This window comes from Xenorhabdus sp. PR6a, from assembly GCF_028599065.1.
Classification (GTDB): Bacteria; Pseudomonadota; Gammaproteobacteria; order Enterobacterales; family Enterobacteriaceae; genus Xenorhabdus; species Xenorhabdus doucetiae.
Genome location: NZ_JAQRFJ010000016.1, coordinates 53,780 through 70,181, shown reverse-complemented (window position 1 = coordinate 70,181; position 16,402 = coordinate 53,780). Strand labels below are relative to the sequence as shown.

At 40.5% G+C, this 16,402-nt stretch carries 15 protein-coding genes and 2 pseudogenes; 11 read left to right on the top strand and 6 right to left on the bottom strand.

Annotated features, from left to right (window positions below; genetic code table 11):
- From PSI15_RS06775 to PSI15_RS06760, 4 genes and pseudogenes are all read left to right on the top strand, one after another.
- On the top strand, positions 1-339 hold a 339-nt coding region (locus PSI15_RS06775), incomplete at its 5' end, for a hypothetical protein (protein WP_273582853.1).
- A 483-nt stretch (positions 340-822) separates the two neighbouring features.
- Positions 823-1,101: pseudogene (locus PSI15_RS06770) on the top strand (transposase); the annotation flags it as partial.
- A 352-nt stretch (positions 1,102-1,453) separates the two neighbouring features.
- Positions 1,454-1,639 (top strand): annotated as a pseudogene (locus PSI15_RS06765) (isocitrate/isopropylmalate family dehydrogenase); the annotation flags it as partial.
- Positions 1,640-1,822: 183 nt separating this feature from the next.
- The gene (locus PSI15_RS06760; protein ID WP_273582852.1) at positions 1,823-2,206 is read left to right on the top strand and encodes a putative signal transducing protein; all 384 of its coding nucleotides are present in this window, start codon (positions 1,823-1,825) and stop codon (positions 2,204-2,206) included.
- Positions 2,207-2,379: 173 nt separating this feature from the next.
- On the opposite strand, the gene PSI15_RS06755 is transcribed toward PSI15_RS06760, so the two are convergent.
- Positions 2,380-2,754 (bottom strand): hypothetical protein, encoded by a 375-nt coding sequence (locus tag PSI15_RS06755; RefSeq protein WP_273582851.1) that lies wholly within the window; start codon positions 2,752-2,754, stop codon positions 2,380-2,382.
- A 121-nt stretch (positions 2,755-2,875) separates the two neighbouring features.
- Positions 2,876-3,355 (bottom strand): PliI family lysozyme inhibitor of I-type lysozyme, encoded by a 480-nt coding sequence (locus PSI15_RS06750; protein WP_045971249.1) that lies wholly within the window; start codon positions 3,353-3,355, stop codon positions 2,876-2,878.
- A gap of 1,264 nt (positions 3,356-4,619) precedes the next feature.
- Here PSI15_RS06750 and PSI15_RS06745 point away from each other — a divergent pair.
- Positions 4,620-6,074, top strand: a complete 1,455-nt coding sequence (locus PSI15_RS06745; RefSeq protein ID WP_045971247.1) for an alanine/glycine:cation symporter family protein — start codon at positions 4,620-4,622, stop codon at positions 6,072-6,074.
- Positions 6,075-6,244: 170 nt separating this feature from the next.
- Positions 6,245-7,075 carry an N-acetylmuramoyl-L-alanine amidase gene (locus PSI15_RS06740; RefSeq protein ID WP_273582862.1) on the top strand — a complete coding sequence of 277 codons (831 nt, stop codon included), beginning with the start codon at positions 6,245-6,247 and terminating at the stop codon, positions 7,073-7,075.
- A gap of 119 nt (positions 7,076-7,194) precedes the next feature.
- Here PSI15_RS06740 and PSI15_RS06735 read toward each other — a convergent pair whose 3' ends face one another.
- Complete coding sequence (locus tag PSI15_RS06735; protein ID WP_273582861.1) at positions 7,195-7,581, bottom strand: helix-turn-helix domain-containing protein; 387 nt, start codon at positions 7,579-7,581, stop codon at positions 7,195-7,197.
- A 95-nt stretch (positions 7,582-7,676) separates the two neighbouring features.
- On the opposite strand from PSI15_RS06735, the gene mgrB reads away from it, so the two are divergent.
- The 4 genes from mgrB (at position 7,677) to thiD (ending at position 11,333) form a co-directional block, all read left to right on the top strand.
- The gene (mgrB, locus tag PSI15_RS06730; protein ID WP_071827268.1) at positions 7,677-7,832 is read left to right on the top strand and encodes a PhoP/PhoQ regulator MgrB; all 156 of its coding nucleotides are present in this window, start codon (positions 7,677-7,679) and stop codon (positions 7,830-7,832) included.
- Between the two features lie 247 nt (positions 7,833-8,079).
- On the top strand, positions 8,080-9,453 hold the full coding sequence (locus PSI15_RS06725) for an amino acid permease (protein ID WP_045971242.1): 1,374 nt from the start codon (positions 8,080-8,082) through the stop codon (positions 9,451-9,453).
- A gap of 712 nt (positions 9,454-10,165) precedes the next feature.
- On the top strand, positions 10,166-10,375 hold the full coding sequence (cspE, locus tag PSI15_RS06720) for a transcription antiterminator/RNA stability regulator CspE (RefSeq protein ID WP_273582850.1): 210 nt from the start codon (positions 10,166-10,168) through the stop codon (positions 10,373-10,375).
- Positions 10,376-10,535: 160 nt separating this feature from the next.
- Positions 10,536-11,333: a bifunctional hydroxymethylpyrimidine kinase/phosphomethylpyrimidine kinase gene (gene thiD, locus PSI15_RS06715; protein WP_273582849.1), complete on the top strand. Its 798-nt coding sequence runs from the start codon at positions 10,536-10,538 to the stop codon at positions 11,331-11,333.
- A gap of 95 nt (positions 11,334-11,428) precedes the next feature.
- On the opposite strand, the gene fbaB is transcribed toward thiD, so the two are convergent.
- The 3 genes from fbaB to PSI15_RS06700 form a co-directional block, all read right to left on the bottom strand.
- Entirely contained in the window at positions 11,429-12,478 is a 1,050-nt protein-coding gene (gene fbaB, locus PSI15_RS06710; protein ID WP_273582848.1) for a class I fructose-bisphosphate aldolase, read from the bottom strand.
- Positions 12,479-13,089: 611 nt separating this feature from the next.
- Positions 13,090-14,481, bottom strand: coding sequence for a prephenate-dependent tRNA uridine(34) hydroxylase TrhP (gene trhP, locus PSI15_RS06705; RefSeq protein WP_273582847.1), 1,392 nt, complete (start codon positions 14,479-14,481; stop codon positions 13,090-13,092).
- A gap of 161 nt (positions 14,482-14,642) precedes the next feature.
- Entirely contained in the window at positions 14,643-14,987 is a 345-nt protein-coding gene (locus PSI15_RS06700; RefSeq protein ID WP_045971232.1) for a YegP family protein, read from the bottom strand.
- 256 nt (positions 14,988-15,243) lie between these two features.
- Between PSI15_RS06700 and PSI15_RS06695 the strand changes: the two genes are divergently transcribed.
- A complete protein-coding gene (locus PSI15_RS06695; RefSeq protein ID WP_273582846.1) occupies positions 15,244-16,398 on the top strand; it encodes an MFS transporter in 1,155 nt (384 codons plus the stop codon).
- Positions 16,399-16,402 lie beyond the last annotated feature (4 nt).

The window sequence follows — 16,402 nt, the reverse complement described above, 5'->3', positions numbered from 1 at the left end:
GCATTAGATCACGGTGTATTAAACGTACCGCTGCATAAACGCGGTAATATCGATATCGATATCGATAGGGAAATCGATAAATGGAAAGAAACGCAGGCAGCGGAGAAACGACAACGGCTGGATGAGATTAACTATCAACGCGAACAGGAACGGAAAGAGGCTGCGCGGTTATTTAAATTGGTTGATAGAAATTTAATGAAAGAAGAAGCCAAGCGCTTAAAAATGAGCCTCCCTGATTTTCGTCTGGAATTAAAAATAATGGCGGAATACAGACCGAAAAAGGCTGAGAAAATATTGGCGAAATTAATTCGCCCGGAAAATAACGCAGAATCACAGTGAGGTGCAATGTGAACAGAAGCAACAAGACGCTGGATGGTTTAAGTATTCGTGTATCAACAACTAACGCATAGGGCATTTTTGGGTATCTTCTCATCCAAAATTATCTGATCAGCCTCTCCCCCAAACCCCACACCGATATCAGTTTATTATTTAGGCTGATGCAACTATTCTGTTGTAAGGGCTGTGCGCCTCTATTCCCCCTTGGATAATTCTTACTTCTGGTTCCATACTGAATCGGCCGGCATTTGAACGCGGACGTCTAATCGACAACTATCCAGGATATCACACGGTTCGCCATCGATGCAGTCGAGTCTTTTAAAAAATAACTTCACGCCAAACTGTCTCCTTGCTCCTACAACTCGGATCGATTTTCACAAAAAAACAGAGTCGCTATCCTGTCGCTGTCTTTTCAAAACATAAGGAATAAAAACATGAGTGAATTAACGGCGAAAGCAGGCACTTAAAGGGTATGCCAACCAGATGCGTGAAAGTGCGCTGAAGGAACAGGGCTATCGTGTCCATATTCAGAGAAAAGCGTCACGCAATAAGCCCTTATCAGACTGCCAGAAAGGCCGAAATAAGAAAATAGCGAAACCCCGGGCACGGGTAGAACATATCTTTGGCTCATTCTCTCAGATGAGTGAAAAATTCATCCGAACGATAGGCCAGCTGCGAGCCGATTTTGCGATGACTCTGAAGGCCATCTGCTATGATTTGCAACGTTTGGTTTATTTTGGTAAATCAGGTATTCACGCCTTTTAATTTCGGGATGTGATGAAAAAACGATTAGCTTATTTTTCCCCGGAAAAAGCAAGAAAAAGTCATACACAATACGGAGGTTTAATGCAAATCAATGCGTTACCCCGTGAGCCTGATAAAATCAGCCATCATGGACTAAAAGGAGTTTCGAGATGGCTAAAATCGGCTATATTCGCGTGTCAACAAATGACCAAAACGGAATAGAAGAGGATGTTTGGCGTGATTGATGAAGTTTTGGGCGGGGAAGTGGGTTATCAAAACCCAAATAATATTCTGTAAAATCATGTGCTTATATAACTAGATTGCACCTTTTTTAGCTTTCAAATGAATATAAAAACTTTTAAATTCAAATTGTTATATTTATTTTGGCTATATAATGCTGCGCCACATGGGATGGTTCGAAGCCGCCGACCTAATTGTTAAGGGAATGGAAGGTTCGATTGCGGCCAAAACCGTGACTTACGATTTCGAGCGCCTGATGGAGGGTGCTAAGCTGCTGAAATGCAGTGAGTTCGGCGATGCCATTATCTCTCATATGTAATTAATTGCGTCACTGAATAGATAACGGGGGCTTAATGGTTACCGTTAATTTTTTACTTTCCTTTAATTCTAACCTGTAGCAAATAAAATAAAAGAAAGGGAGTTAATGATAATCTTAAACAATAAGAGAATAATGCAATAATAGATTATACTTATTTGTAAATCATCTGATTATGGTGAGCTTATGTGGAATAGTTATCCTCAAAGAGGAAATATGCAGTTATTGGTAAATTTTTTATCGCCGATAGATGCCCACATTGTCTTGGGCAGAATGTTATCAGAAGATATTTATGCGATAGTGATAGATGAAAATATTGTATGGAATAACTATATGTATTCTCAGGCATTTGGTGGCGTTAAACTGCTTGTCCACCATGCTGATATAGAGCGCGCAAAAACGATACTTGCTGAAATTGAAGATAATAAGTTTTCGTTAGATAAAATAGCACCTAATCAGGGCAATGAGAAAAAATCATCATTTCAATATCGCTTTTCCACATTAATAAATACTCTTTTAGTCCTTTTGTTGTTTTTGCTATTTTTTATAGCGTTGCCGTTAAAAAAATGAAATCTCATTCTTCTCTTTAATCTCATTGTTATAAAATCGCAAGATAATAAAAATAATCTAATTTGTTTCATGTTGTAATGAAAAAATAAATTACATAACTTATTGAAATTCAAATGGCGAAACGGCTAACGAAGCAGAGCGACAACGTAAGTGAGTCGTCGCTCTACAGGATCTTATTTTGTACTGTTAGATAAGGCATGCTTTGTCTGTACTTTACATGCTTCAACTGATTTAGCCAGTGATGCGTCAAAATGCCGAGTACTTGGGAAGACTTGTTTATTTTTTCTGACTTCTGTGACGGTTTGTTTGATAGATGCAATAAATTCATCCTTGTTGCTATGGATCTCTTTAAGATCGAATCCCTTGCGACTTAATTCATTGAAAGCCTTTTGGGCTATTGTGCCGGGTGAATCATGGGTTTTAAATGCTTCTACGGAGGCTTCCCCAAACAAATGACAATAAGTATCGGCAGTCTTATCTACATGATTAGCATATGCGGTATATGAGAAGAATGGGGCAAGGAAAATCGGCAATAAAAGACGTTTCATAATTTCCTCTTGATCGACTATACCATGATAGTGGTGAACAGCTTTAACCGGAATAACAACATTAACAATAGTACATAATTCAATGTTTGCGCCGAATTTCAGTGGGTTGAAGAGAAGTTGATTAAGGTTTCTGCTCTATACACTTTCCTCTTTTACATATTGCACGGAGTGACTTTACAGGATCATTGTTTCCGTTTATATAGATGCGGGTGAGAAGTTTGACATGCTTCTTCGTGATTTTGAGTGCATCAACTTCAAGGTAATTCCCAGAGCCCGCAGTTAGTTTAGAGACAATGAGCTCTTTGGAACCATTACCATCAATATCGGCAAATGTAATTCTCGGATTTCCATTATCTTCAAATACTGAACCATCACGTTCAAAGATAGCCCCGGTTTCAAAGTCCTCAAGATCTTTATCCTTAAAAATGGCAATGGAATAACTGCCAATTGATGCACTTTCCAGATCACCAGTGGACAGAACGGCAAATCGTTTATCAGGCAGGTTAATCAATTTTCCGTCTCTTGCGCCAGCAGGCGTTGATAACAATAGTGTAATTACAGCCGGAATAGCAATAGTTTTCATGATGTTGCTTATACGCATAAATAATACTCCATTGTCTACTGTCTTGCATTTAACAAATCTGTCGGTGTGATTTATATCGTAGCACGAATCTGGGAAGACATATTCCCGATGGAAAGAGTCACTCAATACCTATTTAGCAGGGGGGATTGTGGTGTAATATATAGTGCAGTATTGAGGGGATAGAGTTGAAACCTGAAAAGAAATTATTAGAATATCTTATTGTTATTGTCGTGGAATAGTGATTGTTTAGCATCAACGGGAGTGATGGCTCCCGTTTTTTATTAACTTCAACATATATTAAGCTCTACGTACTGTTTTTTTCTATTTTTTCTACAATCTTATTGTACTCTTTCCAAACAACAGATACGGGTGAACTCAAACAGCAGATAGAGATCGAGCCACCTGTTGCAGGATGATATTCATACTTTGATTTTCCTCTATAAACCCTTTTGGGCAGTATGTTGTCTGCGGGATTTTTTCTTTTTCGCTCTAACATCAATTATAACCTCACTTGCAGATTATCTGATGACCAGATAGTAGATTATTAACATCTTATTAACCTGTTAGTGTTGTTTCCTACTGCAAAAATAACAAACGAAAATTTTAATATGTAATGATAGCTTTTTCCAACTATCACAGTATTAAAATTTAATAATCTCATTTTGAGAAAAATATTACTATATGTTTTCGAAAATATTAGGAATTTCAAGATTAAATTTTGTAATTACGCCACTTTTTCTAGTTAATTGGGTTGTTCTACGTTAGTGGTATAGCAATACGTGATTATCTAAATTTATTCTATGTATGTTGTTTGGCATGACATCAGTAACTTCCGATTAACGTATGCTTTCCAACCCAGCGTTAGAGTGGGAATGAATTGACGTTGTTTTTTATAGGTTGTATTTTGGTTACCAATTGGTTTCTTGTTTTAAGCCCAACTGTTAATTCATCTATGCTTTTCGCTTATATATAGGAAGAAAATTAGCTTACATTTTTTGTGCACGAAATGTATTTGAATGGCTTGAAATAGGAAGTGACGGGTTTATGGGCATTAAGATAAATGTTCAATAACGCTAAAGTAAATGTAAAAATTTCATTAAAAGTTACCCATTGAAACAAATATTGTGTTACATTCTTTCCGTTTTAATGGCTAGCATCTCTGTATTCTTTGTATGCAGAATTGTGTTAATTGTTAATTATAAAGGAATTAAACTCAATAAAATTTCGTCGAATACGGCATTACGGACAGCTAATGTTTGCTAATTAGTAAGGGGAAAATATCTTGACGGATCTGATTAACTTCATTAACCACATTCTTTGGGACTACGCACTCATATACCTGCTTCTTGGGGTGGGTCTCTACTTCACACTGCGTTCTGGTTTTATACAACTTCGCCATTTTGGCCACATGTTCTCCGTTCTGAAAAATAGTAATAAATCAGATAGCTCTGGTATTTCATCTTTTCAGGCTTTATGTACCAGCCTTGCTGCTCGCGTAGGAACCGGTAACTTAGCCGGGGTTGCCATTGCAATTACTGCCGGTGGGCCAGGAGCCGTTTTCTGGATGTGGGTAGTAGCCTTTATTGGTATGGCAACTTCCTTTGTGGAAAGCACGCTTGCTCAGTTGTACAAGACGAAAGACGATCAAGGAAATTTTCGCGGTGGCCCAGCTTACTATATGGAAAAAGGGCTGAAGAAGCGATGGATGGGAATTCTGTTTTCATTCTTCCTGATTATCGCGTTTGGTCTTGTATTTAATGCCGTTCAGGCAAGCTCAATTGCGGAAGCGGCGGCTTTTGCCTTTAATATCAAACCACTTTATGTCGGTATTGTATTAGTCATTATCAGTGGCGTGATTATTTTTGGTGGATTGCGTTCCATCGCCAGAGTCGCGGAAATCGTTGTACCGTTTATGGCGATTGCCTATTTCATACTGGCACTTTGGGTCGTTGGTCACAATATTGAACGTCTTCCCGCGGTATTTGCATTGGTGATCAAGAGCGCCTTTGGCGTGCAGGAAGCGATAGCGGGAACATTAGGCTACAGCATCTCTCAGGCCATGCTTCAGGGTGTGCAACGCGGGTTGTTCTCGAATGAAGCGGGGATGGGTTCTGCGCCAAATGCGGCCGCGTCAGCGTCTCCATATCCACCACATCCCGCCTCTCAGGGTTATGTGCAGATGTTGGGGGTATTTATGGATACCATCGTTATCTGTAGTGCAACGGCGGTTATCATCCTTTCTTCCGGTGTCCTTAACGAAAATGTCACGGCTATCAGCGGCATTGAACTGACTCAGCGAGCATTGTCATCCGTTGTTGGGCATTGGGGAACGATATTCGTTGCTATTGCGATTTTCTTCTTTGCCTTTACCTCGATTATTGCTAACTACGCTTATGCTGAAAGCAATATGATATTTCTGGAGCGTAATCACACTGCCGGCTTATTTATTCTGCGCCTGGCTGCGCTGGGTATGGTGATGTTTGGTACGTTGGCCGATGTGCCCTTGGTCTGGAATATGGCAAATTTATCAATGGCATGTATGGCTATTGTTAACCTGATTGCCATACTGATGTTGTCCGGTATCGCCATGAAGCTGGCGAAAGATTATAACCAGCAGAGAAGGGCCGGGAAATTACCGACGTTCAATATTAATGACTACCCAGAGATTCAACAGCAAGTTGAAAAAGGGATTTGGGATAATGATGCACCATTTAACGGTGAGAAGAGTCATCAGTAACAGAAAATAACTCGTTATAAACCCGCTATTCGTTCGTTCCGCGAATAGCGGGTTTTTATTTGTGCTTAAAAACAAACTGATAAGTAAAAAACGCCATATCTCTTTTCGTTTCATCTACTATATAATCATCACAATGTTATCTCTTTCTGTAAAATAGCTGACCAATCATGATAAAACGTTTAATAATTTGTCTATTTATCACGTTGTTGATTGGTTGTTCTCATTCCCCTGAACGAGAAGATAGAGGCGGTTATATTGTTGATCATTCCTATCCTTACTCGACTAAGCAACCTATTGACTCTATTAAGTTTCTTGTCCTTCACTATACCGCGCTAAATGATAAAAGATCTGTCCGGGTATTAACGGGAGGCCGTGTTAATGCTCACTACCTTATTCCTTCCCAACCGAGGTATAAGGATAAAGAACCGATTATTTTTCAATTAGTTTCAGAAAAGGAAAGGGCATGGCATGCAGGGAAGAGTGAGTGGAATGGATACCAAAGTTTAAACCGTTATTCTATTGGCATTGAAATTGTAAATTGCGGATTTGAGCAAAAGTTTGTCAAAAAAGAGTGGTGCTCATACCACCCATCACAAATTGATGCCGTGATCCGGTTGGCAAAGGATATTATTCATAGGCATAACATTCAGGCTGTGAATGTTATAGGTCATAGTGATATCGCACCACTGAGAAAAGAAGACCCTGGGCCGGTTTTTCCGTGGCGTGAACTTTATAAACAGGGAATTGGAGCCTGGCCCGATCATGCCACAGTGAATAAATATTTAGCTGACAGGGCACCGAATATGCCTGCTTCAGTGATGTCAATTCAAAAAGCACTGGCACTTTATGGTTATAGTATCCCTCAAACGGGAATTTTGGATAGTGCTACTCATAAAACGATTCAAGCATTTCAGATGCATTTTCGCCCGTCAGATATTAGCGGCATTCCCGATGCAGAAACGGAAGCGATCGCTTTAGCCTTGGTCGAAAAATACCAATAACGGTTTATGTTTAATATGTAGAAATAGTATAGAAATAAAGTGGCGTTATTGAGAAAAGAAAATAAATATTAAGTTGAGGCATGGCGGCCGTGATGAATGGCCGCTGATGATGGCAAACTTCATGATTCGCAATTATAAGTTAGATGCAGTGGAAGTTTAACCTCAAGTTCAATATCTGTACTCTGGCGAAAATCATAAGGCGTAATGCCGTACTCTTTACGGAACATATAGGTGAAATGGGATTGAGAGCCAAAGCCGAAATCCAGGGCAATATCAAAAATAGGCAGCGAACTGTTTCTCAACAGAGAAACAGCGCCAGCCAAGCGTCGTTGGCGGATGTACTTCCCAAGGGATATGCCGGTAACTTCCTTGAATATTTTCTGCATGTGCCAAAGCGAGTAGCCAGAGTAAGCAGCAAGCTCTTCAAGATGAATGACACGGCCAAGATGGTTTTCTATCCATTTACTCAGTGCGCATACAAGTGCTAAGTGGTTATCTTGTGTCATTACAATTTTAAATTGGTTGAAGGTTGGGGAAGTATACACAACTTCTTTTCAAGATGACAAAACCCATCATTATAGATAGATGAAATACTCCTAAGGTGATCTCATTGAATACTAAAAAAGTGCTTTTAATTCTGTGCTCGATATTGATATGTTTGTTTTTGTATTTGTTAGCGTTGGATGTACATTGTGAGCAAGGTAATGATGTATTCGAATTAGGTGTTTGTTCCATCACCCGATACTTACCTTTTTGATCTTCACTCAATCATTATTCTGCCTGCATGTGTTAACATGCATTTGCAGTATTCATTCTTTGTAAATGATGTTTTAATATCCACCTGATACGAATAAACAAACTCAATATTGCATAAATTAGTACATAGCTCAATCACTACTCTATGTTGAGGGAATTATGTTGAGGAAATTTAAACTCGACAAATTTTGTACAAATAAAACAGCTTTTAATGAGACGGGTTCTAAGCATCGTAAAAAGAGGACTAGATGGCAGAACAACAAGAACAACAACCTACGCTTAAGCGTGGTTTAAAAAACAGGCATATTCAGCTGATTGCTCTCGGCGGTGCAGTAGGAACAGGGTTATTTTTGGGCATTGCCCAAACCATTCAAATGGCAGGACCTTCAGTACTCCTTGGGTATGCAATTGGTGGGTTTATTGCATTTTTAATTATGCGCCAACTGGGAGAAATGGTGGTTGAGGAGCCAGTAGCTGGCTCGTTTAGCCACTTTGCTTATAAATATTGGGGAAATTTTGCCGGTTTTCTGTCAGGCTGGAATTACTGGGCCATGTTTATTTTGGTTGGCATGGCAGAGTTAACGGCGGTTGGTATGTATATCCAATATTGGTGGCCGGACGTGCCAACATGGGTTTCTGCCGCCGTATTCTTTGTACTGATCAATCTCGTTAATCTCATTAATGTCCGGTTATATGGTGAAACCGAATTCTGGTTTTCTATCATTAAAGTCAGTGCTATTGTCGGGATGATTATCTTTGGGTGCTATTTGCTGATTAGTGGTAATGGTGGCCCACAGGCAAGTATCACTAACTTATGGCAGCAGGGCGGCTTTATGCCAAATGGGTTTTCTGGCTTGATTATGGCGTTGGCCGTGATCATGTTTTCATTTGGTGGCTTGGAAATGGTGGGTATTACCGCAGCAGAAGCGGAAAATCCTGAGAAAAATATCCCAAAAGCAACTAATCAGGTTGTTTATCGAATCTTGCTATTTTATATCGGTTCACTGACTATCTTGCTGTCGTTGTATCCGTGGATGAAAGTGGTTGAAGGTGGCAGCCCCTTTGTTTTGATCTTCCATGATCTGGATAGCTTTTGGGTGGCAAATATCCTGAACGTGGTGGTACTCACGGCGGCATTATCTGTTTATAACAGTGGTGTGTATTGTAATAGCCGGATGTTATATGGTTTGGCTAAACAAGGTAATGCACCTTATGCGCTCACCAAGGTTAACAAACGTAATGTGCCTGTCTTGTCTATTGGTTTATCGGCGCTGGCCACATCGATTGGTGTATTGGTTAACTATGTTATGCCCGGTAAAGCATTTGAGTTGTTGATGGCATTGGTGGTAACAACTCTGGTCATCAACTGGATTATGATTTGTTGTGCTCATTTAAAATTCCGTGCAGCTAAAGATAAACAAGGTGTCAAAACAAAATTTCAGGCACTGTGGTATCCATTTGGAAACTACTTGTGTTTGGCATTTTTGGCGTTCATTCTCATCATTATTCTCATGATGCCACCCATTCGTATTTCGGTTATCTTGATGCCACTTTGGATTGGTATCTTGTGGGTTGGCTACTTGATTGCTCAATCAAAGAAAGCCAAAAGACAAGTCAGCTAACTGTTAATCCATTTCAGATTTTTTCAGTCGGGTATGATGCCCGACTGACTGTTATTTGTTCTCACGACATCCTATTCGTATACAAGAATTGATAGTTTTATATTTTGTTATACCTGTTAGTGTGAGGAGTCAGGAAGTATCCGACAATTTTGGCATATTATTTACTTGATGAAATCAGTTTATCATATGGAATGATCATCTGGGGAATAATAAAAAATCATCTCATAAATATTATAATTGGATAATATTTAATAAATGATAAACAAAAAGTAATCTGATTACATGTAAAACGATGATATTATATATTCAAAAAAGAATAGATGGCGTTAGCCAAAATTTTTATAGTTATCTAAGATGAATTTTTCATAACGAAAACTCTCTGGTTTACACCATAACAGATATAAAAACAGCATTATATATTAAATTTATCAAAGAAATTTCTTTGGGGTCAATTTTCTTTTTACATTGATTCAAATAGTTATGTAACTTAAAGGATATTGAGTAATTTCAAATCGGGATAGAGATTAAGAATTGAAAATATGTGCGTTGGCTCCAGCACCTGAAAAAAATGGCTTGCGATTATATAAAGAGTATGTGATAAAACACATGGGTAAACGAAGTACTGTTCTGTTAATAAATAACAGCAACTAATACTGGTTTGTTTATTTTTGTGCCAATAGGCTAATAAAGTGATTCAAAGGAAATTTTTGAAATGGCAAAAATCACTGGTACTGTGAAGTGGTTCAACGAGTCTAAAGGTTTTGGTTTTATTACTCCAACCGATGGTAGCAAAGATGTATTTGTACATTTTTCTGCAATTGTAAAAGATGGGTTTAAAACATTGTCTGAAGGCCAACAAGTTAAGTTTGAAATTCAGGATGGCCCTAAAGGTCCTGCTGCTGCAAACGTCACAACTTTATAGTAATAAATTTAATTTGGCTGGTATTTGATTACTGGCTAAATATATCTATCGTCAGCTTAGTTTTATTATCTGACGATAACCTATTGCAAATATCACTCTATTAGGATACTAATAGGGTGATTTTTATTTTGACTTTTATCTGGTGGTAGGGATCACCATAATGAGAATTAACTCACTGACTATCGCAGGAACCGATCCTAGCGGTGGTGCCGGCATCCAGGCCGATTTAAAAACCTTTTCTGCACTAGGTGCTTACGGAACCACAGTCATCACCGCGTTGGTTGCGCAAAATACTCAGGGCGTGCAATCGGTTTATGATCTGGATCCGCTTTTTGTTGCTGCGCAGTTAGAATCAGTGCTTGCAGATGTCAGGATAGACAGCGCTAAAATTGGCATGTTGTCGAATGCGGCGAATATTGCTGTGATAGCAGAATCATTGCAGCGTTATCCTATCCCCCACATTGTATTGGATACGGTCATGATGGCGAAAAGCGGTGATCCCCTGTTATCACCGGAGGCCATTACCACAATGGTAGAACAATTACTGCCGATAGTCTCTTTGATCACCCCCAATTTACCGGAAGCGGCAGCCATACTGAAATGTGATCTTGCGACCAGCGAAGATGCCATGTTACAGCAGGGGCACGCATTGCTTTCAATGGGATGTCAGGCGGTTTTATTGAAAGGCGGACATTTGAATAATGAGGAAAGCCCGGATTGGCTCTTTACCTCGGAAGGGGAATGGCGTTTTACGGCCCCCAGAGTGAATACACGGCATACCCACGGAACGGGTTGTACTTTGTCCGCAGCACTCGCCGCATTGCGTCCACGTTATTCTGACTGGCAAAGTACGCTGCCGGTTGCAAAAACCTATTTACAACATGCTTTGACGCAGGCAGATAGTTTGGAAGTCGGTCATGGCATTGGGCCAGTCCACCATTTTCATCAATGGTGGTGATGTACCAAAATAAGATCATTCCTGAATGAGATAGCGCTTAAATAATGGGGATGCTGAGATCCCCATCTTTGAAAGCAGTGAGCCAAGCGACTTGATTAGGCGATGGTAACTTTCTGGTCGAGATAAACATCCTGTACAGCGTGGATTAACTCAATGCCATCTTTCATCGATTTCTTGAACGCCTTACGGCCAAGGATCAATCCCATCCCTCCGGCACGTTTATTGATGACAGCAGTGCGAACAGAATCACTTAAGTCATTATTTCCGGAAGCGCCACCTGAATTGATTAATCCGGCACGTCCCATATAACAGTTAGCAAGTTGATAGCGAACGAGATCAATCGGATGTTCAGTCGTTAAATCGCTGTAAACGCGTTTATCTGTGTGCCCGAATCCAATAGCCGTATAACCACCATTCGTTTCTGCCATTTTTTGTTTCACGATATCGGCACCGATTGTGGCTGCCAGATGATTTGCCTGACCGGTTAAATCAGCGCTGGTATGGTAATCCACCCCGTCTTTCTTGAACGCTGAGTTGCGCAGATAAGCCCATAGTACGGTGACCATACCTAATTCGTGAGCCCGTTCGAAAGCGGCTGAAATTTCCTCTATTTGACGGCGGGACTCAGCAGAGCCGTAATAGATTGTTGCCCCTACTGCAACGGCACCCATGTTAAATGCTTGCTCGACACTGGCATACAATGTTTGATCATATTCAGCGGGATAAGTCAACGTCTCATTGTGATTAAGTTTGACCAGAAATGGGATCTTATGCGCATAACGGCGAGAAACCGACGCCAGTACCCCGTAAGTTGAAGCAACACAATTACAGCCTGCCTCAATTGCCAGTTCAACGATATTTTTGGGATCAAAATAGAGAGGATTGGCAGCAAAAGAAGCGCTGGCAGAATGTTCAACACCCTGATCTACCGGCAAAATGGACAGATAACCTGTGCCAGCCAGACGACCGTGGTTCAATAAGGTTTGCATGGAACGAAGAACCGTATTGGGACGGTTATTGTCGAGCATTACTCTATCGACAAAATCTGTACCTGGGAGATAGAGATTTTCACGTGGAATGGTATTGCACTGATGTTGCAATAAACGCTCTGCGTCTTTTCCTAACAACTTAACGATATCAGTCATGATTAGCTCCAGTTTGCAAAAGGCGCTACTGATTGTTGTTTATATTTGAACTGATCACAAGGTAAGTCGCGAGGGAAACAGCAGTGGATCGCTTCAGTTAATACAAATATTGCTAAAATTTAACCATGCTGCCTAACAATAAAGTGAAATAATACTTATCTGGTGTGAGGATAAATAAATATTGAGATCATTTTGCAACGGGATAATTTAGATTATTTTTTCTAAAAATTTCCTTCATTAAGCTGAATAAATTCTAACGATATTTATGGGAAGATGATTTTCTTGATTATTATAAATAATGTTACTAATAATAGATTAATAAATATTCAATTTAAATGTAAAAGCATAAATTAATTTAATGACTTTTTCGGGCGAAGTATTCTTTTAATGTATTGAATTTATTGATTTTTTCTTTATTGATATATAAAGAAAAGGCTAGCCCAAGGGAGATTGAGCTAGCCAAGGAGGTGGTTCCTAGTCTTACAGTAAAACTTTTTTAGTTCTTTATTTTTCAGTGCTGATAATACGAGAAATAAATTAGCATTGATGTGATCTGTTTCTAAAAAAATAGATCAATTTCTTTAAAACTCTATTTCGAATTATTTCGCTTGTCATTCTTGCGGATGGGGTGCCCTGGTATTGCCACTTTTTAAGTTTCGAACAAGTAAAGCATAATCCAGCTTGATTTCTTCAGGAATAGGAAGATAAACGATATGCCCGTCACCCGGTGCAACTTCCACGACCTGGCCTTTTTTATTGGTCATAGATTCTAACGTAAAGTGGATATTGCCTGATGGTGTCATCAGTTCCAACTGATCCCCGACAAGAAATTTATTCTTCACGGCCACCTCTGCCAAGCCATTGACTCGCTTGCCGGTAAACTCGCCAACAAATTGCTGAGTGTCTGACACTGAATAACCGTATTCGTAAGTTTGATAGGCATCATGGGTGTGGCGGCGCAGAAAACCTTCTGTGTAGCCACGGTGCGCCAAACCTTCCAATGTGGTCATCAAGGTTGGGTCGAACGGTTTTCCGGCAACGGCATCATCGATAGCACGGCGATATACCTGAGCGGTGCGGGCGCAATAGTAGAAAGATTTGGTACGGCCTTCGATTTTCAGAGAGTGAACGCCCAACTGGGTTAATTTTTCTACATGTTCAATGGCGCGTAAGTCTTTGGAGTTCATGATATAAGTGCCATGTTCATCTTCAAACGCAGACATATATTCGCCGGGGCGCTTGGCTTCTTCTATCATGAAAACCTTGTCCGTGGGTGCCCCTTGACCCAGTGTCGGCTCGATGTTTTTGACTGGAATAGTTTTTGGAATAGTTTTGACCGGAATAGGATCGTGCCTATGGACGATATTGCCGACATTATCTTCCTTGCCTTCCTGCACATTGTATTCCCAGCGACAGGCATTGGTGCAGGTGCCTTGGTTAGGATCGCGCTTGTTGATATAACCCGATAATAGGCAGCGACCAGAATAAGCCATACACAGTGCGCCATGCACAAAAACCTCAAGCTCCATATCGGGCACATGCTGGCGGATTTCAGCAATTTCCTCCAGCGAAAGTTCGCGGGAAAGAATAACGCGCGTCAACCCCATTTGTTTCCAGAATTTGACTGTGGCCCAGTTAACTGCATTGGCTTGAACTGAAAGATGAATATCGATTTCAGGAAAGGCTTCGCGCACCAGCATAATCAAGCCCGGATCAGACATAATCAAGGCATCAGGCCCCATTTCCACAACGGGTTTTAAGTCCCGGATAAACGTTTTCAGCTTGGCATTATGGGGTGCGATATTGACCACCACATAAAAATGCTTACCTAATTCGTGCGCTTCCTTAATGCCCTGAGCCAATGTCTCATGGTTGAATTCATTATTGCGAACACGCAGGCTATAACGGGGTTGTCCGGCATAGATGGCATCAGCGCCATAAGCGAATGCGTAACGCATATTTTTCAAGGAGCCGGCAGGGGAAAGTAATTCTGGAGTAAACATATTCTTAACGTTCTCGGTCTGAGTTCAAGTCAGCCCTTACCCGGTCTTCATTATCATTACTAAGGGTAAGGTTTAAAGGAGGAGGATTTTAGCGCTTATACCATCATTAGCACAAATATAAAAAAAGCGCGCCATGCGGCGCGCGTTATTCATTGTGTCTGTCAATTCTGTTTGGTCAGATCACGGACTTTTTCTGTCGGTCCGATTTTCATGACAGACTGCATACATTTCTTCATGCTTGCTTCATTAGTGTGGGCTTCACTGATAGCAATAATCTGATGATTTCGGGCTTTCAGGACAAAATAGGGTTTGCCTGATTTATTTTTTCTCACTTCATGGCGAGCCTTGTCGGGAGAATTGACTCGCACAGAGTGAATACCCTTATTGGCAGCCGCTTTGGTGGTATACATTTCACTGTTCAGAATAATGTCACCACTTGTTGTCACCAGATTGAAATAAAATTGCCCGTTCTTTGTTTTCTTAAGATCATAATGCCCAGTAGCCATAAGAAATTCTCCTGATTGGGTAATTATCAGCTTAAGTTTAGCCTGAATTTTGTACAGTCAAGGGATTTGATGAAAAAAATTATCTTCTGCCTCTCTGTTTTTATAGAGCACAATGATTATTTTGTTTTTGCCGATTAATTGACAACGACTTCCAAATTGGTAGCTGCACGAATATATTACAGTCTTTGTCTCAGGGATAAATACACATCGTTACAATCATAACCTGATTAATTCAACTTCTTATTAGGAGTTTTCCATGCCTGTAGCTATTTTGGCTCTAGCCATAGCGACATTTGGGATCGCGACGACTGAATTTATTGTCGCGGGTTTACTTCCTGAAATCGCAACCGAATTTAGTATTTCAATACCAACCGCGGGTTATATGGTAACCAGTTATGCCCTTGGTGTATTTGTTGGAGCACCTGTTCTAATAATTTTGGGGGGACGGATAGAAAGGAAAAAGATGCTTTCCATGTTGATGGTATTATTTATCATCGGAAATGCACTGACTGCTTTTTCCCCGACATTTTATCTGGCCATTATTGGCCGAATTGTGGCTTCCCTGACCCACGGGGCGTTTATGGGGATCGGTGCAATTATTGCTGCTGAGTTGGCGCCAGAAAATAAAAAAACGACCGCTATCGCATTAATGTTTAGTGGAATGACACTGGCTAATTTGGTCGGCATACCGCTTGGAACCTGGATAGGGAAGGCTATTTCCTGGCGTGTCACTTTTGCCATCATTACGGTGATTGGCATTATCGCCTTAGTTGGAATTTTAAAGTTATTACCTAAATTCGATCAGAAAGCCCCGGTCAGTATTAAAAAAGAATTGCTGGCTTTCACCAATATCCATGTGCTTTTGGCGATGGGGATCACTGTCTTAGGCCCCGCTGCATTTTTTACGACGATTACCTATATTGCGCCATTGATGGTGAATGTTGCCGGATTCTCTGAGAGCGCAATCACCTGGCTCCTTCTGGTTTTGGGGCTAGGGTTTTTCTTTGGCAATATTGTGGGTGGAAAACTTGCAGATAAGGCAATGATGCCATTGTTGTATTGGACTTTAGGGCTACAAGCCTTAATTCTGTTTATTTTCTGGCTTTATGGCAATAATCCATTCATTGCCTGTTTGAGTATATTTTTAATGGCAGCATTGGGTTTTGCCACGGTATCGCCAATTCAGCGGCTGGTCATGGATAAAGCTCAGGAAGCCGGTGCACCTAATCTGGTTTCTTCTGTCAATATCGGCTTCTTTAATTTGGGCAATGCAGTAGGGGCATGGCTGGGTGGTGTGATTATCGCATCTCATTATGGCTACGCAACCCTTAATCTGGCGGGAGGGTTATTAGCCTTAATGGCATTGTTATTAGCGGTTATTTCAGGTCTGCAAAAAAACCAGCGGCGCTGAATAT